General features: G+C 62.2%; 17 protein-coding genes and 1 other RNA gene. 7 read left to right on the top strand and 11 right to left on the bottom strand.

Annotated features, from left to right (window positions below; all coding sequences use genetic code 11):
* Positions 1-41 precede the first annotated feature (41 nt).
* Complete coding sequence (locus F2982_RS13195) at positions 42-605, top strand: DinB family protein (RefSeq protein WP_203428082.1); 564 nt, start codon at positions 42-44, stop codon at positions 603-605.
* Here F2982_RS13195 and F2982_RS13190 read toward each other — a convergent pair.
* From F2982_RS13190 to gnd, 4 genes are all read right to left on the bottom strand, one after another.
* Positions 602-1,981: an AcvB/VirJ family lysyl-phosphatidylglycerol hydrolase gene (locus F2982_RS13190; protein ID WP_025555438.1), complete on the bottom strand. Its 1,380-nt coding sequence runs from the start codon at positions 1,979-1,981 to the stop codon at positions 602-604. The genes F2982_RS13195 and F2982_RS13190 overlap by 4 nt on opposite strands.
* Positions 1,978-4,581, bottom strand: a complete 2,604-nt coding sequence (gene mprF / locus F2982_RS13185) for a bifunctional lysylphosphatidylglycerol flippase/synthetase MprF (protein WP_203428081.1) — start codon at positions 4,579-4,581, stop codon at positions 1,978-1,980. Before mprF ends, F2982_RS13190 begins: the two co-directional genes overlap by 4 nt.
* 203 nt (positions 4,582-4,784) lie before the next feature.
* Complete coding sequence (locus F2982_RS13180; protein ID WP_246777555.1) at positions 4,785-6,869, bottom strand: mechanosensitive ion channel family protein; 2,085 nt, start codon at positions 6,867-6,869, stop codon at positions 4,785-4,787.
* A 139-nt stretch (positions 6,870-7,008) separates the two neighbouring features.
* Positions 7,009-8,028: a phosphogluconate dehydrogenase (NAD(+)-dependent, decarboxylating) gene (gnd, locus tag F2982_RS13175; RefSeq protein WP_199629056.1), complete on the bottom strand. Its 1,020-nt coding sequence runs from the start codon at positions 8,026-8,028 to the stop codon at positions 7,009-7,011.
* Positions 8,029-8,607: 579 nt separating this feature from the next.
* Here gnd and F2982_RS13170 point away from each other — a divergent pair.
* Genes F2982_RS13170 through F2982_RS13160 form a run of 3 tightly spaced genes read left to right on the top strand, consistent with a single transcriptional unit; the run spans position 8,608 to position 13,398 of the window.
* Positions 8,608-9,906 carry a hypothetical protein gene (locus F2982_RS13170; protein ID WP_246777439.1) on the top strand — a complete coding sequence of 433 codons (1,299 nt, stop codon included), beginning with the start codon at positions 8,608-8,610 and terminating at the stop codon, positions 9,904-9,906.
* Positions 9,907-9,958: 52 nt separating this feature from the next.
* The gene (locus F2982_RS13165; RefSeq protein ID WP_203428079.1) at positions 9,959-11,245 is read left to right on the top strand and encodes a hypothetical protein; all 1,287 of its coding nucleotides are present in this window, start codon (positions 9,959-9,961) and stop codon (positions 11,243-11,245) included.
* Positions 11,230-13,398, top strand: a complete 2,169-nt coding sequence (locus tag F2982_RS13160) for a cellulose synthase catalytic subunit (protein ID WP_203428078.1) — start codon at positions 11,230-11,232, stop codon at positions 13,396-13,398. Before F2982_RS13165 ends, F2982_RS13160 begins: the two co-directional genes overlap by 16 nt.
* Before the next feature lie 7 nt (positions 13,399-13,405).
* Here F2982_RS13160 and F2982_RS13155 read toward each other — a convergent pair whose 3' ends face one another.
* Positions 13,406-13,780 carry a hypothetical protein gene (locus F2982_RS13155; protein ID WP_112719861.1) on the bottom strand — a complete coding sequence of 125 codons (375 nt, stop codon included), beginning with the start codon at positions 13,778-13,780 and terminating at the stop codon, positions 13,406-13,408.
* On the bottom strand, positions 13,777-14,271 hold the full coding sequence (locus F2982_RS13150; RefSeq protein WP_130282011.1) for an SRPBCC domain-containing protein: 495 nt from the start codon (positions 14,269-14,271) through the stop codon (positions 13,777-13,779). Before F2982_RS13150 ends, F2982_RS13155 begins: the two co-directional genes overlap by 4 nt.
* A gap of 54 nt (positions 14,272-14,325) precedes the next feature.
* Between F2982_RS13150 and F2982_RS13145 the strand changes: the two genes are divergently transcribed.
* The gene (locus tag F2982_RS13145) at positions 14,326-14,649 is read left to right on the top strand and encodes a metalloregulator ArsR/SmtB family transcription factor (RefSeq protein WP_130282013.1); all 324 of its coding nucleotides are present in this window, start codon (positions 14,326-14,328) and stop codon (positions 14,647-14,649) included.
* Positions 14,650-14,697: 48 nt separating this feature from the next.
* Here the strand turns inward: F2982_RS13145 and F2982_RS13140 are convergent, their stop codons facing one another.
* On the bottom strand, positions 14,698-15,894 hold the full coding sequence (locus tag F2982_RS13140; protein ID WP_203428077.1) for an MFS transporter: 1,197 nt from the start codon (positions 15,892-15,894) through the stop codon (positions 14,698-14,700).
* A 278-nt stretch (positions 15,895-16,172) separates the two neighbouring features.
* On the opposite strand from F2982_RS13140, the gene F2982_RS13135 reads away from it, so the two are divergent.
* Positions 16,173-16,574 (top strand): hypothetical protein, encoded by a 402-nt coding sequence (locus F2982_RS13135; RefSeq protein WP_112719865.1) that lies wholly within the window; start codon positions 16,173-16,175, stop codon positions 16,572-16,574.
* Between the two features lie 4 nt (positions 16,575-16,578).
* Here F2982_RS13135 and F2982_RS13130 read toward each other — a convergent pair whose 3' ends face one another.
* Positions 16,579-17,499 carry a LysR family transcriptional regulator gene (locus F2982_RS13130; RefSeq protein ID WP_203428076.1) on the bottom strand — a complete coding sequence of 307 codons (921 nt, stop codon included), beginning with the start codon at positions 17,497-17,499 and terminating at the stop codon, positions 16,579-16,581.
* An 84-nt stretch (positions 17,500-17,583) separates the two neighbouring features.
* Between F2982_RS13130 and F2982_RS13125 the strand changes: the two genes are divergently transcribed.
* Complete coding sequence (locus F2982_RS13125) at positions 17,584-17,748, top strand: hypothetical protein (protein ID WP_203428075.1); 165 nt, start codon at positions 17,584-17,586, stop codon at positions 17,746-17,748.
* A 1-nt stretch (position 17,749) separates the two neighbouring features.
* On the opposite strand, the gene ssrS is transcribed toward F2982_RS13125, so the two are convergent.
* The 3 genes from ssrS to F2982_RS13110 form a co-directional block, all read right to left on the bottom strand.
* A non-coding RNA gene (ssrS, locus tag F2982_RS13120) (6S RNA) lies at positions 17,750-17,908 on the bottom strand.
* A gap of 60 nt (positions 17,909-17,968) precedes the next feature.
* Entirely contained in the window at positions 17,969-18,346 is a 378-nt protein-coding gene (locus tag F2982_RS13115) for a cell division protein ZapA (RefSeq protein ID WP_203428074.1), read from the bottom strand.
* A 13-nt stretch (positions 18,347-18,359) separates the two neighbouring features.
* Complete coding sequence (locus F2982_RS13110) at positions 18,360-18,635, bottom strand: DUF4164 domain-containing protein (RefSeq protein ID WP_112719868.1); 276 nt, start codon at positions 18,633-18,635, stop codon at positions 18,360-18,362.
* Positions 18,636-18,805 lie beyond the last annotated feature (170 nt).

The following is an 18,805-nucleotide window of genomic DNA, read 5'->3' as shown; positions in this document are numbered from 1 at the left end:
GGCGGCGCGCCCGCATGATCCAGCCATTAGGAGGACATGCCATGACCGGTTTCGACCCCTGCCGGGTGTTCCGAAAGCTTGCCTATAACAATGCGCTTGCCAATCTGCGGCTGAGCAATGCCTGCCTGCTGCTGCAGCCCGGTGAATTCGAGGCGCATCGCACCAGCTTCTTCCCATCGATCCGGATGACTATGAACCATATCCTCACGGTCGACTGGTTCTATGTCGACGCGCTGGAAGGCGGAACGCTCGGGCCGAAGGCCTGGGAAGTGGAAGAGCCGTTCACGGCGCTGGAAGCGCTGATTGCGGAACAGCGCAAGGTCGACGGGCGCCTCGTCATCCTCTGCGAAAAGCTGACGCCGGACGCCTTGGCTGCCACTGTGCAGCTCCACCGGACAGGGCGCATTCAGGAAGAGCGGGCAGACGATGTGCTGAGCCATCTCTTCCAGCACCAGACCCATCACAGGGGCCAGATCCACGCCATGCTGGCGGGCTCCAGCGTCAAGCCGCCGCAGCTCGATGAATTCATCGTCGATGACGATGCCCGCTTCCGGGGCGGCGAGATCGCCGCCCTCGGCTGGAGCGAAGAGAAGCTTATGCGCTAATCGTTGAGGCGCGACTTCAGCGCATCGACGATCGTCTTGGTCAGCAGGTCGTAGTTCTCATCGAAGTGATGGTCGCCCGGCAGCTCGACCACGGAGGCACCGCTGTCCTTCAGATCGGGGCAGGCCACCTCGTCGTCATCGTCATTGCCGTAGATGCACTGCACGAGCTTCGGATCGACATCCTTGAGATCGGCAACGGGGTCGCCACCGGCGCCCTCGGTCTTCTGGCCGAGCCAGCCCATGACGGAGATCACGTAATCGACCTCATGCGAAAGCGACAGCAGCGAGATCTGCACGATCGAGGATTTCTCGGCCGGCTTCAGCAGCTTGTAGGTGGCAGGCACCACGTCGGCTCCGAAGGAATAGCCGATCAGCAGCACATGCTTGACGTTCCACTGCTTGCGGTAGAGGTCAATGATCTTGCCGAGATCGTCGGCCGTCTCCTGCGGCTTCCGCTCCGACCAGAAGTAATGCAGCGAGTCGATACCGACGACCGGGATGCCTTCCTTCTGCAGCTTGCTGCCGACTTCCTTGTCGATATCGCGCCAGCCGCCGTCACCGGAATAGATGACCGCCATCGTGTCCATCGCCGGCTTGGCGTCGAGAACCGAAAGCGGCAGGCCGAGCGGATTGTCGGAGCTTCCGGCTTCGTCCATCAGCTGGTCCAGCGTATCGGAGAGCGTCGTCTGCGCATCGTCGTCCGCATCGCGGATATCGATCTTCGGATGGATCTTCTTCAGCTCTTCCACATGTTCGCGCCCGTCCTTCGGCGCTGCCGATGTGAAGGCGGCGATGATCGGGTCGGGCAGACTGCCGTCGGAAAGGCCGTAGATCATCCGGTCGCCGACCGTCTTCTTGCTGGCCGGGGTGCAAAGCTGCTGGGTGAGCGGGATACCGGCAACCGGATCGATCGCCAGCGTCTGGCCGATCGTCGCATCCGGGGTCTGCGCGGCAATCGCCAGCGCCAGCGCTCCGCCCTCGCCGATACCGGCAATGATAGGCAGATGATAGGCGCTGTTACCGGCGGCGCGCTGCACCTGCTGGCTGAGCGACTCGATATCCGAGACGAGATAGATGCAGCCATCGTTGTCGCTGACATCGTATTTACGCAGCGCATCGATATAGGAGGTGAAATCGACGCCGATCACGACAGCGCCGGCATCCACCAGCTTGTCCGCTTCGGCCTTTTCGTTGTCGCCCCAGCCTGCGCCGTCCGAAATCAGCATCACGGCACCCTTCACATCGCCCTTCGGCAGGAAGATGTGCGGCGACGGAATGAGGCCGGTCTCGAAATCCTGGTTGGTTTCATCCGCGGCAAATGCCGGGAATGCCAGCGCCGTGGCGCAAGCAGCTGCGAGGAGATATTTTCTGATCATTTCCTGACGACTCCCTTCAATCCGCCGCCGATGAGAAAGGTCGCATCCATCAACGCGATCATCGGATTGCCCCCTCCTGAAACCGCAAGATAGCGCGGTTGCCAGTGCGGATGAAACTTTGATTTGAATGCCCGAAGGCCTTTGAAATTGTAGAAGCGCTCGCCGTGCTCGAAGACGGTGCTGCCGATACGGTCCCAGACCGGAGCCGTTTCGCGCTTCGACATGCCCGAAAGCGGTGCCATGCCGAGGTTGAAGTGCTTGTAGCCCTCGGCTCTGAGATATTCCATGATCTGTACGAAGAGGAAGTCCATCGAGCCCTTCGGCGCTTCCGGCGAGAAGCGCATCAGGTCGATCGTGCCCTCGGATTTGGTTTCGGTAACGAGGATATTGGCGAAGGCGACGATCTTGCCGTCCTTCTTCAACACGCCGACCGGCTGCGAATTGACATAGTCGGGCTCGAAAGCGCCGAGCGAGAAGCCCTTCTCCTTGGCATTGTGGTCTTCGAGCCAGGAGCTGGAGACCACCGAGAGATCGCCGAGAATGGCCGGTACGCCGTCGGCGGGAACGACCTCGAAGCTCAGGCCATCGCGCTGGGCGCGGCTTGCCGTCTGGCGAAGGTTCGCCCACTTGCCGCCCTTCATCTCGAAGGCCCCGAGATCGGCAACGGCGAGCTCGCCGAGCTTGAAGGCCCGCAGGCCCGCATCGGCGCAGTGCGACAGCAGCCCCGGAGAGATCTGGTAGAACACCGCGCGGCAGCCCGCGGCGCGCGCCGCCTCCACAAAGCTCCAGACGAGTTCCGGGATCGCATGCCGCTCGCCGACCGGATCGAACAGCGCGATCCAGGAGCGGCCCTGGCGGCCGTACATGATGAAAGCATCGCCCTTCTCGGAGAACATGATGCTCTTGTCGGCCATGCGAACGAGATTGGCGTCGGCATAGTCCTGCGCCTTGACGATATCGACGGCGCGCTGCAGCGCCTCTTCTGTCGCCGGTTCCGGCCGGAAGGTCGCCGGGCGCAGCAGGCTGAAGATCGCGATCGCCGAGGAGATGATGGTGATGCCGAGCACGGCGCGCAGGCCGCGCGGCGCTTCGGCGGCAAATTCGAACTGCCACCAGAGCTCGTTGCTGTACTCGACGTCGCGATAGACGAAGAGCAGGATGACGACCGCGCCGACACAGATGACGGCAATCGCCATCAGCCAGGCCGCCGTCAGCGTCTGGTTCAGGAGCGAGGCATGGCGGGTGAAGAGCCGGCGGCTGACGAACAGGCTGAAGATCAGGATCGCCAGGAAGATCGCCTCGACAAGCGCGATCGCCTTCAGGAGCGACAGCGCCAGCGCCAGCACGGCCGAGACCACCGAGACCAGCCAGGCACCATCGAGACGCTGGCCAAGACCGCGGGCGGCGACAACGAGCGCCAGGCCGAACAGGCTCGACAGGAAATGCGCGCCTTCGACGATCGGCAGCGGCAGATAGTTGGCCAGGAATTCGAGGTTTTCGTCTGGCGTCGGCGTGACGCTCGAGAAGATCAGCATGACGCCGAGGATCAGCGCAAAGGCCGACAACAGCTGCGGCGTCAGGCGCCCGCCGATGCGACGGATGCTCGATGCGGCCGGATGATCGACGAAGCGGCGAAGCTCGGTCAGCGATACCGCAAGCACCGCAATCAGCAGCGGCAGCACATGATAGATCAGGCGATAGAGAACCAGCGAACCGAGAACCGCATCGATATTCACCGCGCTGCCGAGCGAGGCGATAATGACGGTTTCGAAAACGCCGAGACCGGCCGGAACGTGGCTGAGAACGCCGAGACCGACGGCAATCGCATAGACCGCCAGAAACACCGGCCAGCTGATCGCCGTCTGCGGCAGGAGAACGTAGAGCACGGTCGCCGACGCCGCGATATCGAAGGCGGTGACGAGGAACTGGCGCGACCAAGTGCGCGAATCCGGCAGGCGGACGGCGATCGGGCCGAGATTGACCGCCCGGCCATCGCGACCGAGATAGACCACGAAAGCAAGTGCGGCGAGGATTGCACCGGCGATGATGCGCAGCAGCAGCGCATTGGTGTTGATCAGCGGCCCGATTTCATCGGCGATGATCATCAGCGCGATTGCCGCGACGCTGGCAAGACCGAGACCGAAAGACAGCGTCACGAAGGCGATGACGCGGCCGATATCTTCGGGCGTCAGGCCGAGGCGTGAATAGGCGCGATAACGGATCGCGCCGCCGCTGAGCGCGCCGAAGCCGGCGGTGTTGCCGACCGCATAGGCGCTGAAGGCCGTCAGCGCCACATGCGGAAAGGGCAGCTTCTTGCCGATATAATCGATGGCGTTCAGATCATAGAAGATCAGCGCGAAGAAGCTGAGACCGGTGAAAAGAAGCGCGAGCAGGATCGAACTGACGCGGGTATCGGCAAGCGCTTCGACGACGTCGTCATAGCGGACTTCATCCGTAAGCTGCATGATGGCATAGCCGACCATGCAGAACAGGACCAGCGTCGCGGCTGCCACGAGCTGCGTGCGATATCGCCGGAGAAAGCCGCGAAACCCACCGGCCTCTTCGCTTTCCATCTCTTCCAGACTGTTCTGACTCGCCATGTTACCCCTGCCGATCGCCAGCGTGGCGTGAATCGTTCGGCAAAGCACTAGCATATGCTGCAGGCAAGCTCTATCAGCCCCCGCAAGCTCTACCCAACCGCCGCCGAGCGCGCCTCATCGGCTTGAATTGGGGCAAAATTAGCGCCGCCAAACGCAAGGCGGCATTGCGTTTTTGTAACATTCCGTCGCACCCCGGCAGCCGATCAGGCAGCCGGCTCGCCTCCCGCACGGGCCTGCGCCGCATAGCGCGCGGCGGCTGCCATCGCTTCCGGATCGCGCCCCTCGCCCGCCACCTGGACGGTCGGAACGGCGAATTCGATGCCGTTTTCCTTGAAGGCGTTGCGGATCATCGCCAGCGCATTGCGGCGGATGACGAACTGTTCGCCGGGCTTCGTCATCATCGACAACCGGATCTCGATCGCGAACTCGCCGAACTGCTCGACGCCCTTCATCTTCAGGGTCTCGATGATATGCGGCCCGAATTCCGGGTTTTCGAGCAGCGACTGGCCGATCTGCTTGATCACCTTCTTGGCCTTCACCAGATCGGTGTCATAGGTGACGTTCAGGCTGATCTTGTCGATCGTCCAATCGCGGTTGAGGTTCTTGACGGCGCCGAGTTCGCCGAAGGGCACGGTGGTCAGCGGCCCGCGATGATGGCGCAGCTTCACCGAGCGCAGGCTGAAGGCCTCGACGACGCCCTTGTGGCTGCCGCTCTCGATATATTCGCCGACGCGGAAGGCATCGTCCCACAGATAGAACATGCCGCTGATCACATCCTTGACGATCGTCTGCGCCCCGAAGCCGACGGCAACGCCGACAACGCCGGCACCGGCAATCAACGGCGCGATCTCGATACCAAGCCCCGACAGCACCATCAGGATGGCGATGACGGCAATGACGACGGCGATGATGTTGCGGAAGATCGGCAGTAGCGTCTGCAGACGAGCGCGTCTGGCCTTCTCCTCATCCGATGCAGCGCTATCCAGCGGCTGATCGAGAAGCTTGCCGTCGATATAGGCCTTGACCAGATGCCAGAGCAGATCGGCCGCAAGCAGCACGACGATGCCGCCGATGACGCCGCGGGCGATGCGGTCGGTCATCGTTTCACCGGCCGCCATCGTATCGGCGCCGACGCCCATGACCTTACCGATCCAGATCGCCGCCGCGGCAATGATCAACGCACGCACGCCGCGATCGAGCAGCACGGTGGCGATGCGGCGATTGGCAAGGAAACCGGCTTCGGCCTGATGCAGCGCGCGCACGGCAGCCGTCGCGACCGACAGAACCTTCGGCAGCAGCAGCGCATAGATGCCGAGCCAGAGCAGCCAGTTGAACCCGGTTACCCACAATATCCAGAGCGCCAGGAAATAGATCGTCAGAGCCCAGGCCACCGCAGTACTGTGGCGGGACCCATCCGACGGGCGCGACCAGACCGCTTCGACAGCGATCAGGAACAGGCCAATGCCGAGGATATAGGCGACGAAATAGCGTGAGCCCGGCGAGAAGCCGAGCGGCTCCATCACCTGAATGACGGCCCAGCCGAAAGCGAAATAGATGCCGAACACGGCGGCGCGGCGGAACCAGAACAGCGCCTTGGCCCGCGAGACATCCCGCTCGCCATCGGCCCGCGCCAGCGTCACCAAGACGACCAGCATACGGCCGATCGAGATCGTGAACCGCGCCGCGATCAGCGCGACGGCAACGGCGATCGCCATTGACTGGCTGACCGGCGGCCAGTTGAAGGCGAGCAACGGGATCATCGTTGCGATGGCAAAGACGATCGCCGGAATGACACGGTAGAAGATATTGGCGCCCGCATGATGCAGTGCCGCCGGTTCTTCCGTATCGGCCCGGCGCACCCGCGGCCGGGGCGTCACCGCCCGGAACAGCAGTTCGGCAAGCGTACCGGCGAGAAGCAGCGTCAGCACCTCGACGACGACCCAACCGGCGCCGGCCGGCTCGACCTCGCGATCGACGATGCCATCGGCCGTTTCGATTTCCGCCGGCAGCTCCATCGCCGCATGCGAGACCATCTCGACATGGCGGCGCGCATGGCCGAGCAGGCCCGAGAGAACCGACATCTGCCCGTCGTCTGCCGCAGCCGTGCCCGCCGGTGCCGTCTTCATCTGCGACGCCATCCAGCTCTGCACTTCGGGCGCCTGCATCAGCTCCATCATCTGCCGCACCTTGTCCGGCGGCATGGGGGTGGTGGCGGCTGGCGGCTGCGCGGGGCTTTGGGCCTGAGTGGCGATTGGCCCGAGCGTCAGAAGCGCGAGCCAAAACAGCAGTCTGACGAACCTTGAACCAAACACCCGACGCCCTCCGGTATGACTGATGTCAACCATATCGTGTGCAATGCTTTAGGCAATGGGCACGAAAAAGCCCGCGCCTGGAAAGCGCGGGCTCTTAAACGAGAGTATGGGTCTATCAGCCCTTCGGCTTTTCGACGTGACCGCCGAAGCCGGCGCGCATCGCCGAGAGCACCTTGTTGGCGAACTCGTCCTGATCGCGCGAGGAGAAGCGGCCGTAGAGCGCGGCACTCAGCACCGGCGTCGGCACGCTTTCGTCGATCGCCGCCATGATCGTCCAGCGGCCTTCGCCGGAATCCGAGACGCGGCCGGCATATTTGGCGAGCGCGGGATCGGCATGCAGCGCGTCGGAGGTTAGATCGAGCAGCCAGGAGGTGATGACGCTGCCGCGGCGCCAGACTTCGGCGACATCCTGCAGATTGAAGTCGTAGCGGTAATATTCCGGATGGGCGAGCGGCGCTGTTTCGGCATCCGCCTCATGGGTGGCAGCGCCGATATTGGCGTTCTTCAGGATGTTGAAGCCCTCGGCATAGGCGGCCATCAGGCCGTATTCGATGCCGTTATGCACCATCTTGACGAAGTGGCCGGCGCCATGCGGGCCGCAATGCAGGTAGCCCTGCTCGGCCGTGCTGTGCTCGGCTGCGGTACGGTTTTCCGACGGCTTCACGTCGCCAACCCCAGGTGCCAGCGAAGCAAAGATCGGCGACAGCGACTGGACGATACCCTTCTCGCCGCCGATCATCAGGCAATAGCCGCGCTCGAGGCCGAAGACGCCGCCGCTGGTGCCGACGTCGACATAATGGATGCCCTTGGTGATCAGTTCAGCGCCGCGGCGGATATCGTCGTGATAATAGGAATTGCCACCATCGATGATGATGTCGTCATCGTGCAGCAGCGGCACGAGCTGGGCGATCACCTTGTCGGTGATGGCGGCCGGCAGCATCAGCCAGATGGCACGCGGCCGCGACAGCTTCGAAACGAACTCTTCGAGCGAGCTGCTGCCGACGGCGCCCTTGCCCGTAAGGTCGGCAACGCTTTCCGCTTTCGCATCATAGACCACGCATTCATGGCCATCCCGCATCAAGCGCTGGACCATGTAGCTGCCCATACGGCCCAAACCAACCATGCCAAGCTGCATCACACATTCTCCTGGGAATCTAATCGATATGATTCCGGAAACTAGCACTCACGCGGCAGCAGGCAAGCGAAGTCTCTGTCACATTCCAGAGATGCAAATGCTTCGTTCGGTCGCGGGCATGGCCCGCATTTCGCTCAGGAGATGTAGCCGGTGCTAAAATCGGAGTGAAAAACTCAGTAAAAGCCGCTGCCCCGGCGGGCCGCAGAAGGCATTCGGCAGTTGCATCTGGAGGCCTGGCAGTTACCGCCGGATGCTTTCAAACGGTCAATTCCTACAGTCACGAAAATTTTCTATGCCGGAAATAAAGCCGATTAATTCGTTTCTTTTCATATTCTTAACTTGGAGACCATCTTCGTCACAACACTGTCCCGCAAAATTTTGCACTTGAGAAGCAGTTGCCTTGCTGGAGGTCGGATGGTACTTTTTCATTAACAACTAAATAAAAAAACGACGGGGGAAGTGCCCTTCAATTTCGATCTATGATTTGTCAGTTCAGGATTGAAGAATATGAAGGCCACACCAATAAACATTCATCCAAAAGACGTACGAATACTGTCCGCTTCGCGGATTGCAGGGTATTTGTTCGCGTTCTTGCTACTCTTCACCATCGGCATGTCGATGGTGCCAAACCAGTTCTTCGTCGTCTCGCCGAAAGCCGTGATCAATGCCCCTGTGCAGATGATCGCCTCACCGATCTATGGCCGCGTCGACAAGATCGACCTGCAGGTCGGCCAGGTGGTCAATCTCGGCGACGTCACCGCCACCGTTTCCAATCCGAACCAGGACCAGACATCGCTGACGGGCCTCAGGCTCGAGAAGCTCGACCTGACGGAGAAGCTCAACAACACGATCAATGTCGTGGCCGAGCGCAACGACCAGCTGAGCAAGGTCAAGGCGCAGATCGCCGACGTCAAGGACGGCGTCCTGAGCGAGCTCGGCGCCGTGATCGGCAACGCCCAATCGAATGTCGAGATTTACGAAGCGCGGCTCGCCGAGCAGGATGCGCTGCTGCAGCGCGCCACCACAATGCTGAAGAAGGGGCTGACCTCCGAGGCCAGCGTCGAGCCGCAGCGCCAGAAGCGCAATGCCGCCCAGGGCGAGCTCGATGCCGCCCGCGGCGAGCTGAAGCGCAACGAGATCGTCCAGTCGCTCGTCAGCCGTGACATCTATACCGGCGGCACGGTTGCCGCCAACCTGCTGACGCTGGAGATGCAGCGCACCAAGCTCGCCGGCGATATCGCCGAGGACAATATCGAGATCAACCAGATGACCGAGCGCAAGGCGCAGGTCGAAAAGCTGATCAACCGCGAGGAAGGCCGGCTCGGCAAGTCGGGTGCGGCCGAAGTCGTCGCCGACCATCACGGCCAGGTCGTCAGCGTCGACGCCTCCTTCGGCGATTTCGTGATGCAGGGCCAGGCGGTCGCCAAGTCGCTCGATTGCAACGAGGCTTTTGCCGCTGCCGTCTATCGCAGCCGGGATGTCTCCTCGCTCGATATCGGCACGCCCGCCATGGTCAATTTCCGCTCGCTCGGCGTCAAGAAAAGCGGCCATGTCTACAAGATCGTCCGCTATTTCGACAGCGGCCAGCAGAACCGCTACTTCGCCAAATTCCCGAAGGCCGAAGGCGATGAGGTCTATGTCCTCGTCAAGGTCGACGACGATCCCGTCGAACTGACCGCAGCCGGACAGCCCAACAACGACAAGTTCTTTGGATGCCATGTCGGTGAGGACGTGATTGTCTCGCTTGGAGAGACCGTCGTCGCGCGCCTTACCCGCTACTCGAAAATGGCCGTCGACAAATTGGCAGCGGCGGACGGCCTGCTCTCCGCGTCGGCGCTTTTTGACAAGGGCCACAGATTGGCGAGCCTCCAGCAATAACTGAGCACTTTCGCTTCACTTTATCGACCGCGATGACAGGGAAGACCTGGATATGGTTTTGCGTTCACTCATGATTGCGGCGGTGCTCGCTATCGCGGCACCTGCCTGCAGCACTGCGGCCATGGCAGACGCCAAACGCGCCGAACTCGCCTGCACCCTCTGCGATGGCCTTGCCGCGCTGATGACCGGCGAACCCGAACAGGCCTTCGTCTTCCGCAGCTTCGAACCGGCAAACGGCGGATCGAAACTGCACCCGGCGCTCGACAATACCGGCTTCACCTATGACAACGCGCTGGCGCTGATGGCACTCTATGGCTGTGGCCGCGCCAAGGAAGCCAAGCGTGTGGCCGACGCGCTGGTTCTGGCGCTGGAGACCGACCGCCACTACCACGACGGACGGCTGCGCAATGCCTATCGCTCCGGCCCGGTCATCCCCGGCAAGGACGGCATGCTGCTTCCCGGCTACTGGAGCACGGCCAGCAATTCCTGGATCGAGGACGGCTATCAGGTCGGCAGCGCCACCGGCAGCATCGCCTGGGGCGCGCTCGGGCTGCTCGCCGCCTATTCAGAGACCGGCCAGACCGCCTATCTCGATGGCGCCCGCAAGATCATGGACTTCATCCACCGCTCGACCGCCGACCCCAAGAACCCCGGCTATTTCGGCGGCTTCTTCGGCCACGAGCCGACGCCCGACCGCATGACCTGGAAATCGACGGAGCACAATCTCGACATCTATGCCGCCGACCACTGGCTGGCGACGATCGACGAAGCCGGCGACTGGGAGCATGACGGCGAGAGCGCCAAGGACTTCCTCGATGCCATGTGGAACAAGGCCGAGGGCCGCTTCTATATCGGCAGCGTTCCCGACAGCAACGCGCCCAACGTCAACATGTCCGGTCTCGACGCCGAACTCTGGCCGTTGATCGCCGTCGAGGACTTCAAGGCCAAGGCGCCGCAAGTGCTCGAATGGACCGAAGCCAATCACGGCGTCCCCGGTGGCTTCGACTTCAACAACGACCGCGACGGCATCTGGCTCGAGGGAACGGCGCAGGCAGCCCTCGTTTATGAGGTGGTTGGCGAGCCGCAGAAGGCAGAACCGCTGTTCCAGACGATATCGACGCAGATCTCGCCGGAGAAACTGATCTACGCCACCGTCGACGAACAGCTGACGACCGGGCTGCAGGTCGGGCCGAATTCGGAGCCCGGCGACTTCAAATACTACCGCCTGCCCCATGTCGGGGCGACAGGATGGGCCGTGCTCGCGGCGCTCGGCATCAATCCCTTCAGTGCAGATTCCTTTGCGGCAAAGAACGAGGAAAAGCCATGTCCCCAGAAGTAGTCACGCTTTCGGATGCCATCCTGTTCTCACTGATCACGCTGGCGCTGATCCTCTGCTGCGCCCTGCTGCTCGACAGCCGCAAGGGCAAGGACCGCGTGCTCTTCGGCACCATCCTGATCCTGATGTTGGCAAACTACGTCTATTTCCGCGTGACGACGACGCTGCCGGATTTCGACTGGAGCGCCTATGCGCTCTGGCCACGCATCTACCTCGCCTTCGAGGCGGTCGTCATCCTCTATACGCTGCTGTCGATCGTCTTCTTCTTCCGCCGCACCGATCATACCGGTGCTGCCGACGCCAGCGAGGCGATGATTTCGGCGATGGGCAAGCCGCCGGCCGTCGACATCTTCATCTGCACCTATAATGAGGACGTCACCATTCTGGAGCGGACGATCCTCGCCGCCAAGGCGATCGACTACGGCAACTTCACCATCTGGATTCTCGACGACGGCCGCCGCCAGTGGCTGCGCGATTACTGCGCCGAGCTCGGTGTCCGCTATCTCACCCGCGACGACAACAAGGGCGCCAAGGGCGGCAATATCAACAATGCCATCCGCTGGTCGAAGCAGATCACCGACGCGCCATTTATCCTGATCCTCGATGCCGACTTTGCGCCGCAGCGCGCCATCCTGAAACGCATCATCGGCCAGTTCGTCGATCCCGAGATCGGCCTGATCCAGACGCCGCAATTCTATTACAACGCCGATCCCGTGCAGCATAACCTTCTGGCATCCAAGGCGTGGGTCGACGACCAGCGCATCTTCTTCGACGTCATGCAGCCTTCGAAAGACGGCTGGGGTGCCGCCTTCTGCGTCGGCACCTCCTGCGTCGTGCGGCGTGATGCGCTGGAGCTGATCGGCGGCATGCCGGAGGAGACAGTGACCGAGGACATCCACCTCACCTATCGCCTGATGCAGAAGGGCCTGCGAACCCGCTGGCTGAACGAGCGCCTCAGCGTCGGCCTCTCGGCGGAAAGCCTTTCCGGATACATCACCCAGCGCTGCCGCTGGTGCCTCGGCACCATCCAGGTCGCGCTGCTGCGCGACGGCCCGTTCTTCGGCCGCGGCTACACGGCGATGCAACGGCTGCATTATTTCCACGGCCTGCTCTTCTGGTTCTGCCGGCCATTCATGCTGCTCTTGATGGCGGCGCCGATCCTCTTCTACTTCCTCGGCCTGCCCGCCATCCTGATGGAACCCGAAGCCTTCTTCCTCTACGCGCTGCCGATGGTCGGCGCCATGTGGACCTTCCATGCCTGGGTCTCCGGCTGGCGCAGCCTGCCGCTCTTCACCGAGGTCTCGCAGATGGTCTCAGCGATCCCGATCACCATCGCCATCTGCCACGCGATCGCCCATCCCTTCGGGCGGCCGTTCAAGGTAACCGCCAAGGGCGAGGACCGCACCCGTGTCGACATCCTCTATCCGATCGCCACGACCTTCGCGCTGATCATCATCCTGACCTTCACGGGCATGCTGAACGGCCCGCTGCTCAGCAATTACAGCGGTCTCGACAGCTTCAGCGTCGCCTGGGGCATGGTTGTCATGGTCTATGCCTTCGTCTCGATGCTCGTTTGCATCGAGCTGCCGCGCGAGCCGCTGGATGCCATCCGCTTCCCACTCGGCCGCAAGACAGCGATGACCTGCAACGGCCAGGCGTTCCCCTGCACCGTCGATACGCTGTCGCTGACGCAGGCCGAGATCAGCCTGCAGCAGAAGCGGATGACCGCCGGCAGCCGCATCGGCGACCTGCTGCTGTTCTCGCCCTTCCCGGGCTTCGATGTCGCAGGCCGCATCGAGCGCGTCGATCAGAACCGCTCGGTCTTTACCGTCTCGATCGTTGCAGTGAAGGAACGGCGCGAGAGCGAGGAAATCCACGCGCATCCGGCGATCGTGCGGCGCAAGATGATCCAGCGGCTCTATAGCGAGATGCCGGAGGCGATGCCCGGCCGCGCCTATCCGCTGGCCGCCATGGGCGCCCTGTTCAACCGGATGTTCCAGAAGCCATCGGCCTATGCCGGAAAGACGCGAACGGCAGCCAATACGGTTGCCGTCCGCCGTTCGCGCTGGAGACCGTCACCGGGCGGCGTGATCGCCGGCGGCGCAAAGGCGCTGCCTGCACCCGCCCGCGGGCTCATGCCACCGGCCGCCGAATAGTCGCCCGTCAGGCAGCCGGCGGCTCCCAGGTGCTCTCCTCGCGAACCATGTGAACGATGTTCGCGGGGTTGAGGATCCAGCCGCCACGGAAGCTCTCGCCGAGCGGCTCGATCGCGTCGCACCGCCGGATGCCGGACCGCTGCAGGTGATCGGCAGCCTTGTCGAAATCCGGCGTGAAAAGCTCCAGCCAGACTTCGGCCTGGCTCATTCCCGGCGCCTCGTCGATCCAGAGCCGGATCGGCCCGAGCTCGAAGCCGCGCGTGCCGTCATTACCGATCTCCTTCAGCTTCACGACATCGCGGTAGAAATCCAGCACCTCGGCATATTGATGCGTCGGTACCTTCATGGCGACATCCACGCCTCCATATAAAAGCTCGCTCATGACAGCTTCTCATAATCCGGGGCTTCGGCCGGCACGCCTCGCATCTCGCTGAGGAACATGCCGTCGCGCAGGTTGATACCGTATTCGACGAAGGCCTTCATGCAGCAGAGCATGTTGCTCCAGCCTTCACAGTTGAGATAGGTGCCGCGCCGGCCGGGATCGTCCTCCCGCCAGCCGTTCTCGGAAATCGTCACCATCGTCCCACCATCGTCGAGCGCATCGAACTTCATTTCGACGGTCGTCTTGTAGCGGACATTGTCGGCATCGGTGCCGCCGTCCCAGCGCAACACGATCAGCTCGTCCTGCACGAGATCGATGACCTCGACAGGTGCATCCTTCCACCAGGTCACCGTCGTACCCTTCACCAGCGGCGCGCTCGCTCCGCCGATCGTCGTGAAGTAGCTCGAAAGCTTCTTGGGATTGACGACGGCATCGAACACCTCAGCCGCAGGGCGGCCAACGCGGCCACCGACACGAATTGCGAGGGACATGACACTTACTCCTCTCTCATTGCCAATGGGGTCATTATGTTATAAAAACATAACATGTCAAGCGAATCGCAAAACGACCCGGTTTTCAAGGCCCTTGCCCATCATCGCCGCCGCGAGATCCTGGATCTGCTGAAGGATGGCCCGCGCACGACGGGCATGCTCTGCGAGAGCTTTCCCGAAATGGACCGCTGCACCGTGATGCAGCACCTGAAGGTTCTGGAAGAGGCCGATCTGGTGATGGCCAAGAAAGAAGGCCGCGAGCGCTGGAACCATCTCAACAGCCTGCCGATCAAGCAGATCTACGACCGCTGGATCAGCGCCTATGCCGGCCACTCACTCTCGATCATCGATCGCCTCAGGACCGATCTCGAGGACTAACGAAAACGGGCGCCGAAGCGCCCGTCTCATCATTCCATTTCTCGCAGATCAGGCTGCCTTCCGCAGCGGCTCCGCAAGCGGTTGCGCCTCGCGGCGATCGAGAGCGGCGCTCCGCAGCGTCAGGAGCAGCGCACCGGCAACCAGGATCGCGCCGACCCATGGCGTTGCCTGCAGGCCGAGGCGAGACTCGACGACCAGACCGCCGATCCAGGCACCTAGGGCGATCCCGAGATTGAAGGCCGCGATGTTCATGGCCGAGGCGACGTCGACTGCGGCCGGGCGCACCTGCTTGGCGAGCTGGACGACATAGAGCTGCAGGCCGGGAACATTGGCGAAGGACAGGAAGCCGAGGGCAGCAAGCGTCGGGATCGTCAGCCTAGGCGACACAGCCGTGAAGCTGAAGAGCAGGAGCACGGCAGCCTGCGCCAAGAACAGCCAGGTCAGCGCCGCCACCGGGTCGCGATTGGCAATCCGGCCGCCGACAATATTGCCCGCCGCGATCGCCAGGCCATAGAGCACCAGGATGAGGCTTACCGAGGAAGCCGAGAAGCCAGTGACTTCCTGCAGGATCGACGCGAGGAAGGTGAAGGCAACGAAGGTGCCGCCATAGCCGAGCGCCGTCATGGCAAAGACGATCAGCAGTCTGCCGCTGCCGAGCACGCCAGCCTGCTGGCGCAGCGTCGCCGGTTCGGCCTTGCTGAGCGTCGACGGTAAGAGAACGGCGATCGCGGCAAAGGCGATGACGCCGAGACCGGCGACGGCGGCAAAGGTGGCGCGCCAGCCGAAGGTCTGACCGATGAAGGTGCCGAGCGGAACGCCGGTGACGATTGCCACCGTCAGCCCCATGAACATCATGGCGATTGCCGATGCACGGCGGTTCTCCGGCACGAGATCGGCAGCGATGGTCGAGCCCACCGAGAAGAACACGCCATGGGCAAAGGCAGAGAGCACGCGGGCGACGAGCAGCGGCGCGTAGCCGGGGCTGAGCGCCGCCAGCGTGTTACCGACGATGAAGAGCGCCATCAGGCCGAGCAGCAGCGGCTTGCGCTCGATACGCCCGGTCAGCGCCGTCAGAATGGGCGCACCGAAGGTCACGCCGAGCGCATAGACGCTGACGATCAAGCCGGCGAGCGGCAGGGTGATGTGAAGGTCCTGCGCAACGGTCGGCAGCAGGCCGACGATCACGAATTCCGTTGTTCCGATCGCATAGGCCGCGACCGTGAGCGCAAAAAGAGCAAGGGGCATGATGAGAGATCCGATAGCTGTGGCGCCCGGATAAAACGGGCAGCCTTTCTTGTTCGGATCTCCATATGGATGATGGCAGCGCCCGGCATAATCGGGCGGCAGCGCCTAACACTTGTGAATTCAATTCATCAAACGGCATTAATTCGCAGCTATCAAGAAAGCGCAGTTTGTAAGAATCGGAAACACATTGTGACTAAACCGTTGCAAAGGCAGGCATTTTCCGACTTGCGGCGCAGAGATACATAACGGATATTGCATACACTTTCGAGGACCCGTTGATGATCCGAATGATTCAAGACCCTGCGGAATTGGCCGGCGAAGACATCACCGGAAAATATATCCTGCGCAAACTGAACTATCACTGGTTCGCCTATGGCAAGGCGGCGATCGTGACCGAATGCAAGGGCACCATCCTGCATCTCGACCGCGAAGAGACCGTTTATTCCGAACGCTGGGGCCGCCGCGCCTATACCGGCACCGGAAAGCGCTATCCCGGCGGCATCTGCCCGATCTCGGCCGTTGCCTGCATCTGCGATACGCCCGATGACGTGAATGCCGTCATCCAGCTGGATGTCGATGCCCAGGAAGAGTTCTACCAGCTGATCGCCAAGGCCGAGGCCCGCGTCCAGGCGCTCGCTTCAGCCTCGCAGAACACGGTTTATCTGGCAGCCGCCGAATAAACCGTCAGCCGGCGGAAGCCGTCTCCTCAAGCAGCCACTGGCGGAACAGCGCGACGGAGGATTTCTCCAGCGCTCCCGCCGGGTAAAGCATCGCATAGTTCAAAGCCGCCGGCTGTTGCTCGATGAAGCAGCGCTTCAGAGTGCCTGAAGCGAGACCCGCACCGGCAAGCGAACTGCGCACCAGCGCAAAGCCCTCCCCGCGCCCGCATGCCTCCAGCATCTCCTCGAACGTATCGAAGACCTTCGCCTCACGCACCGCTTCAGTGATGTCGTAGCCGGCGAGCTCCGGCGCGTCGGGATCGCCGCCGATCTGTTCGAACCAGAGCTGCCAGTCGAGCACGGTATGGCGCATGCCGCGATAGACAAGCAGCGGCGCCGCGCGGATCGCGCCTCTCTTCGGAAGCCGGGCGGAGACTTCGGGGGCGCAGACCACGAATTCGTCGTCGAGCAGCAACGGTTCCGTCACCACCTCCGGCCCGCCGCGGCCAAGCCAGATCGCCAGATCGGCATTGGCAAAATCCGGCCGCTTGTAGCTGACCGCGATCTGCACCTCGATCTTCGGATAGCGGCGGCAGAAGCTCTCGAGCCGCGGCGCCAGCCACTGGCTGGAAAATTCCGGTGTCGTCGTGATCGCAAGCGACGGACTGGCACTTGCCGCCCGCGCTTGATGTAAGGACGTCTCAAGGCTCTGCAGCGCCGCAGCAATATCCGGGTGCAGCTTCAACCCCGCCGGAGACAACCGCGCACCGCGCCGTCCACGCTCGAAAAGCCGCTCGCCGAGCCATCCCTCGAGCTGGGCGATCTGGTGGCTGACCGCGGTTTGCGTCAGCCCCAGCCTTTCAGCCGCCCGCCCGAAGCCGCCGGTTTCGGCGATGGCGCAGAAGGCCTGCAGGGTCGATAGCGGTGGCAACGGCCAGTTTGACATGAAAATTTCTCATGAAAGATCAGAGCGAGTTTCATTATACGCAGACAGGACGCCTGCATAAACTGGCCTCATGGGAGAAAAACCATGACGCTATCGATGAATATTCTGAATGCCTGGATCAAATCCGCCATCGCCGCATGTGCACCCGCAGGCAAACAGGTGCCGGCACCGCAAAAGGCGCTGGAACTGAGCAATCACTTGAAGGAAGACATCGGCATCGGCGATGCCTCGCCACGCGCCGGAAAATGAAGTGCGATCCGCGGCAACCGATGGATGTTTACGATCCTGGGTGCCTACAAACGTAGGTGGGCGCCATATGTCCAAGCCCACGGGCCTGGTCAGGGACAGCTCCCTTTGGATCGAGTATGGCCCCAGGGATTGTGGTTCCTGTCGAGAGGCGCAGATCGCAGGCAATATATAAGGAGGTTCTGAGGACTGCGCCAGTGGCAGCGCGTGCTGTCCCGGCGAATTAATTCAGCTCGGCCGGCGCCCGGTTGTTGAGCTTTTCGGTGATGATGCGGATGTGGTTCGTCACCTCGTCGAGCGCCTGCGCCAGCGTTTCCTCGGTGCGCGCCGTCGCAGCAACCACGGTGTCTCGATTGCTGCGCAGACCTTCGAGCTCGGCCTCAAGACCCGCCACCCTGCGCGTCAGCTCGGCAATCTCGTCCATCACCATGATACCGGCCATGACCGTGATCCTGAGATCGCCGATTTCGCCGAATTGGCCCTTGAGGTGGCCGACATAGCCGTCGAAGCGGTTGGCGAGATCCGTCAGATGGCCTTCCTGGCCTTCCTCGCAAGCCATGCGATAGGCCTTGCCGTCAATCGTTACCGTCACCTGCGCCATATCGCTGCTTCCTTTACCGGTCCAGAACCGCGCGGATGGTTTCCATCGCCGTTACCAGACGGCGGGAGACCTCGCGGTTGACCTCTTCCAGGCGGTTCGCACGGAATTCCGCCTGATCCAGCTCCTGCGCCAGCTTCGAACGGTCGGCATGGACCCGGCGCACTTCGCTCTCGATGTCGCCCTGCTCGCGCTGGCGTTCGATGCGCATGTCGACGGCATTCTCCAGGCCGGAGATGGCCTGTTTGAGCTCGCTCAGCGCGGTTTCCATGGCAGTGCCTGTGGGCGTCATGTCTTAAGTCCGGTGTTCCCGCAGAAGACCTGGCGAATCGGCAAAGGGTGCCGGTTCAGTGTTTTCAAGAGGATATGCAGCTAGCCAACTGCCCGTCAATAAACGGGATATGGGGATACACGGCCTATTCTGTGGATGACCGAAATTGAAGCAGTCTTCCCAACGGATTG

It is taken from the genome of Rhizobium sp. BG4 (genome assembly GCF_016864575.1).
In the GTDB taxonomy this organism is placed as follows: domain Bacteria; phylum Pseudomonadota; class Alphaproteobacteria; order Rhizobiales; family Rhizobiaceae; genus Rhizobium.
Note: the sequence above shows the minus strand (reverse complement) of the source record. Positions and strands in the feature narration are given on the sequence as shown.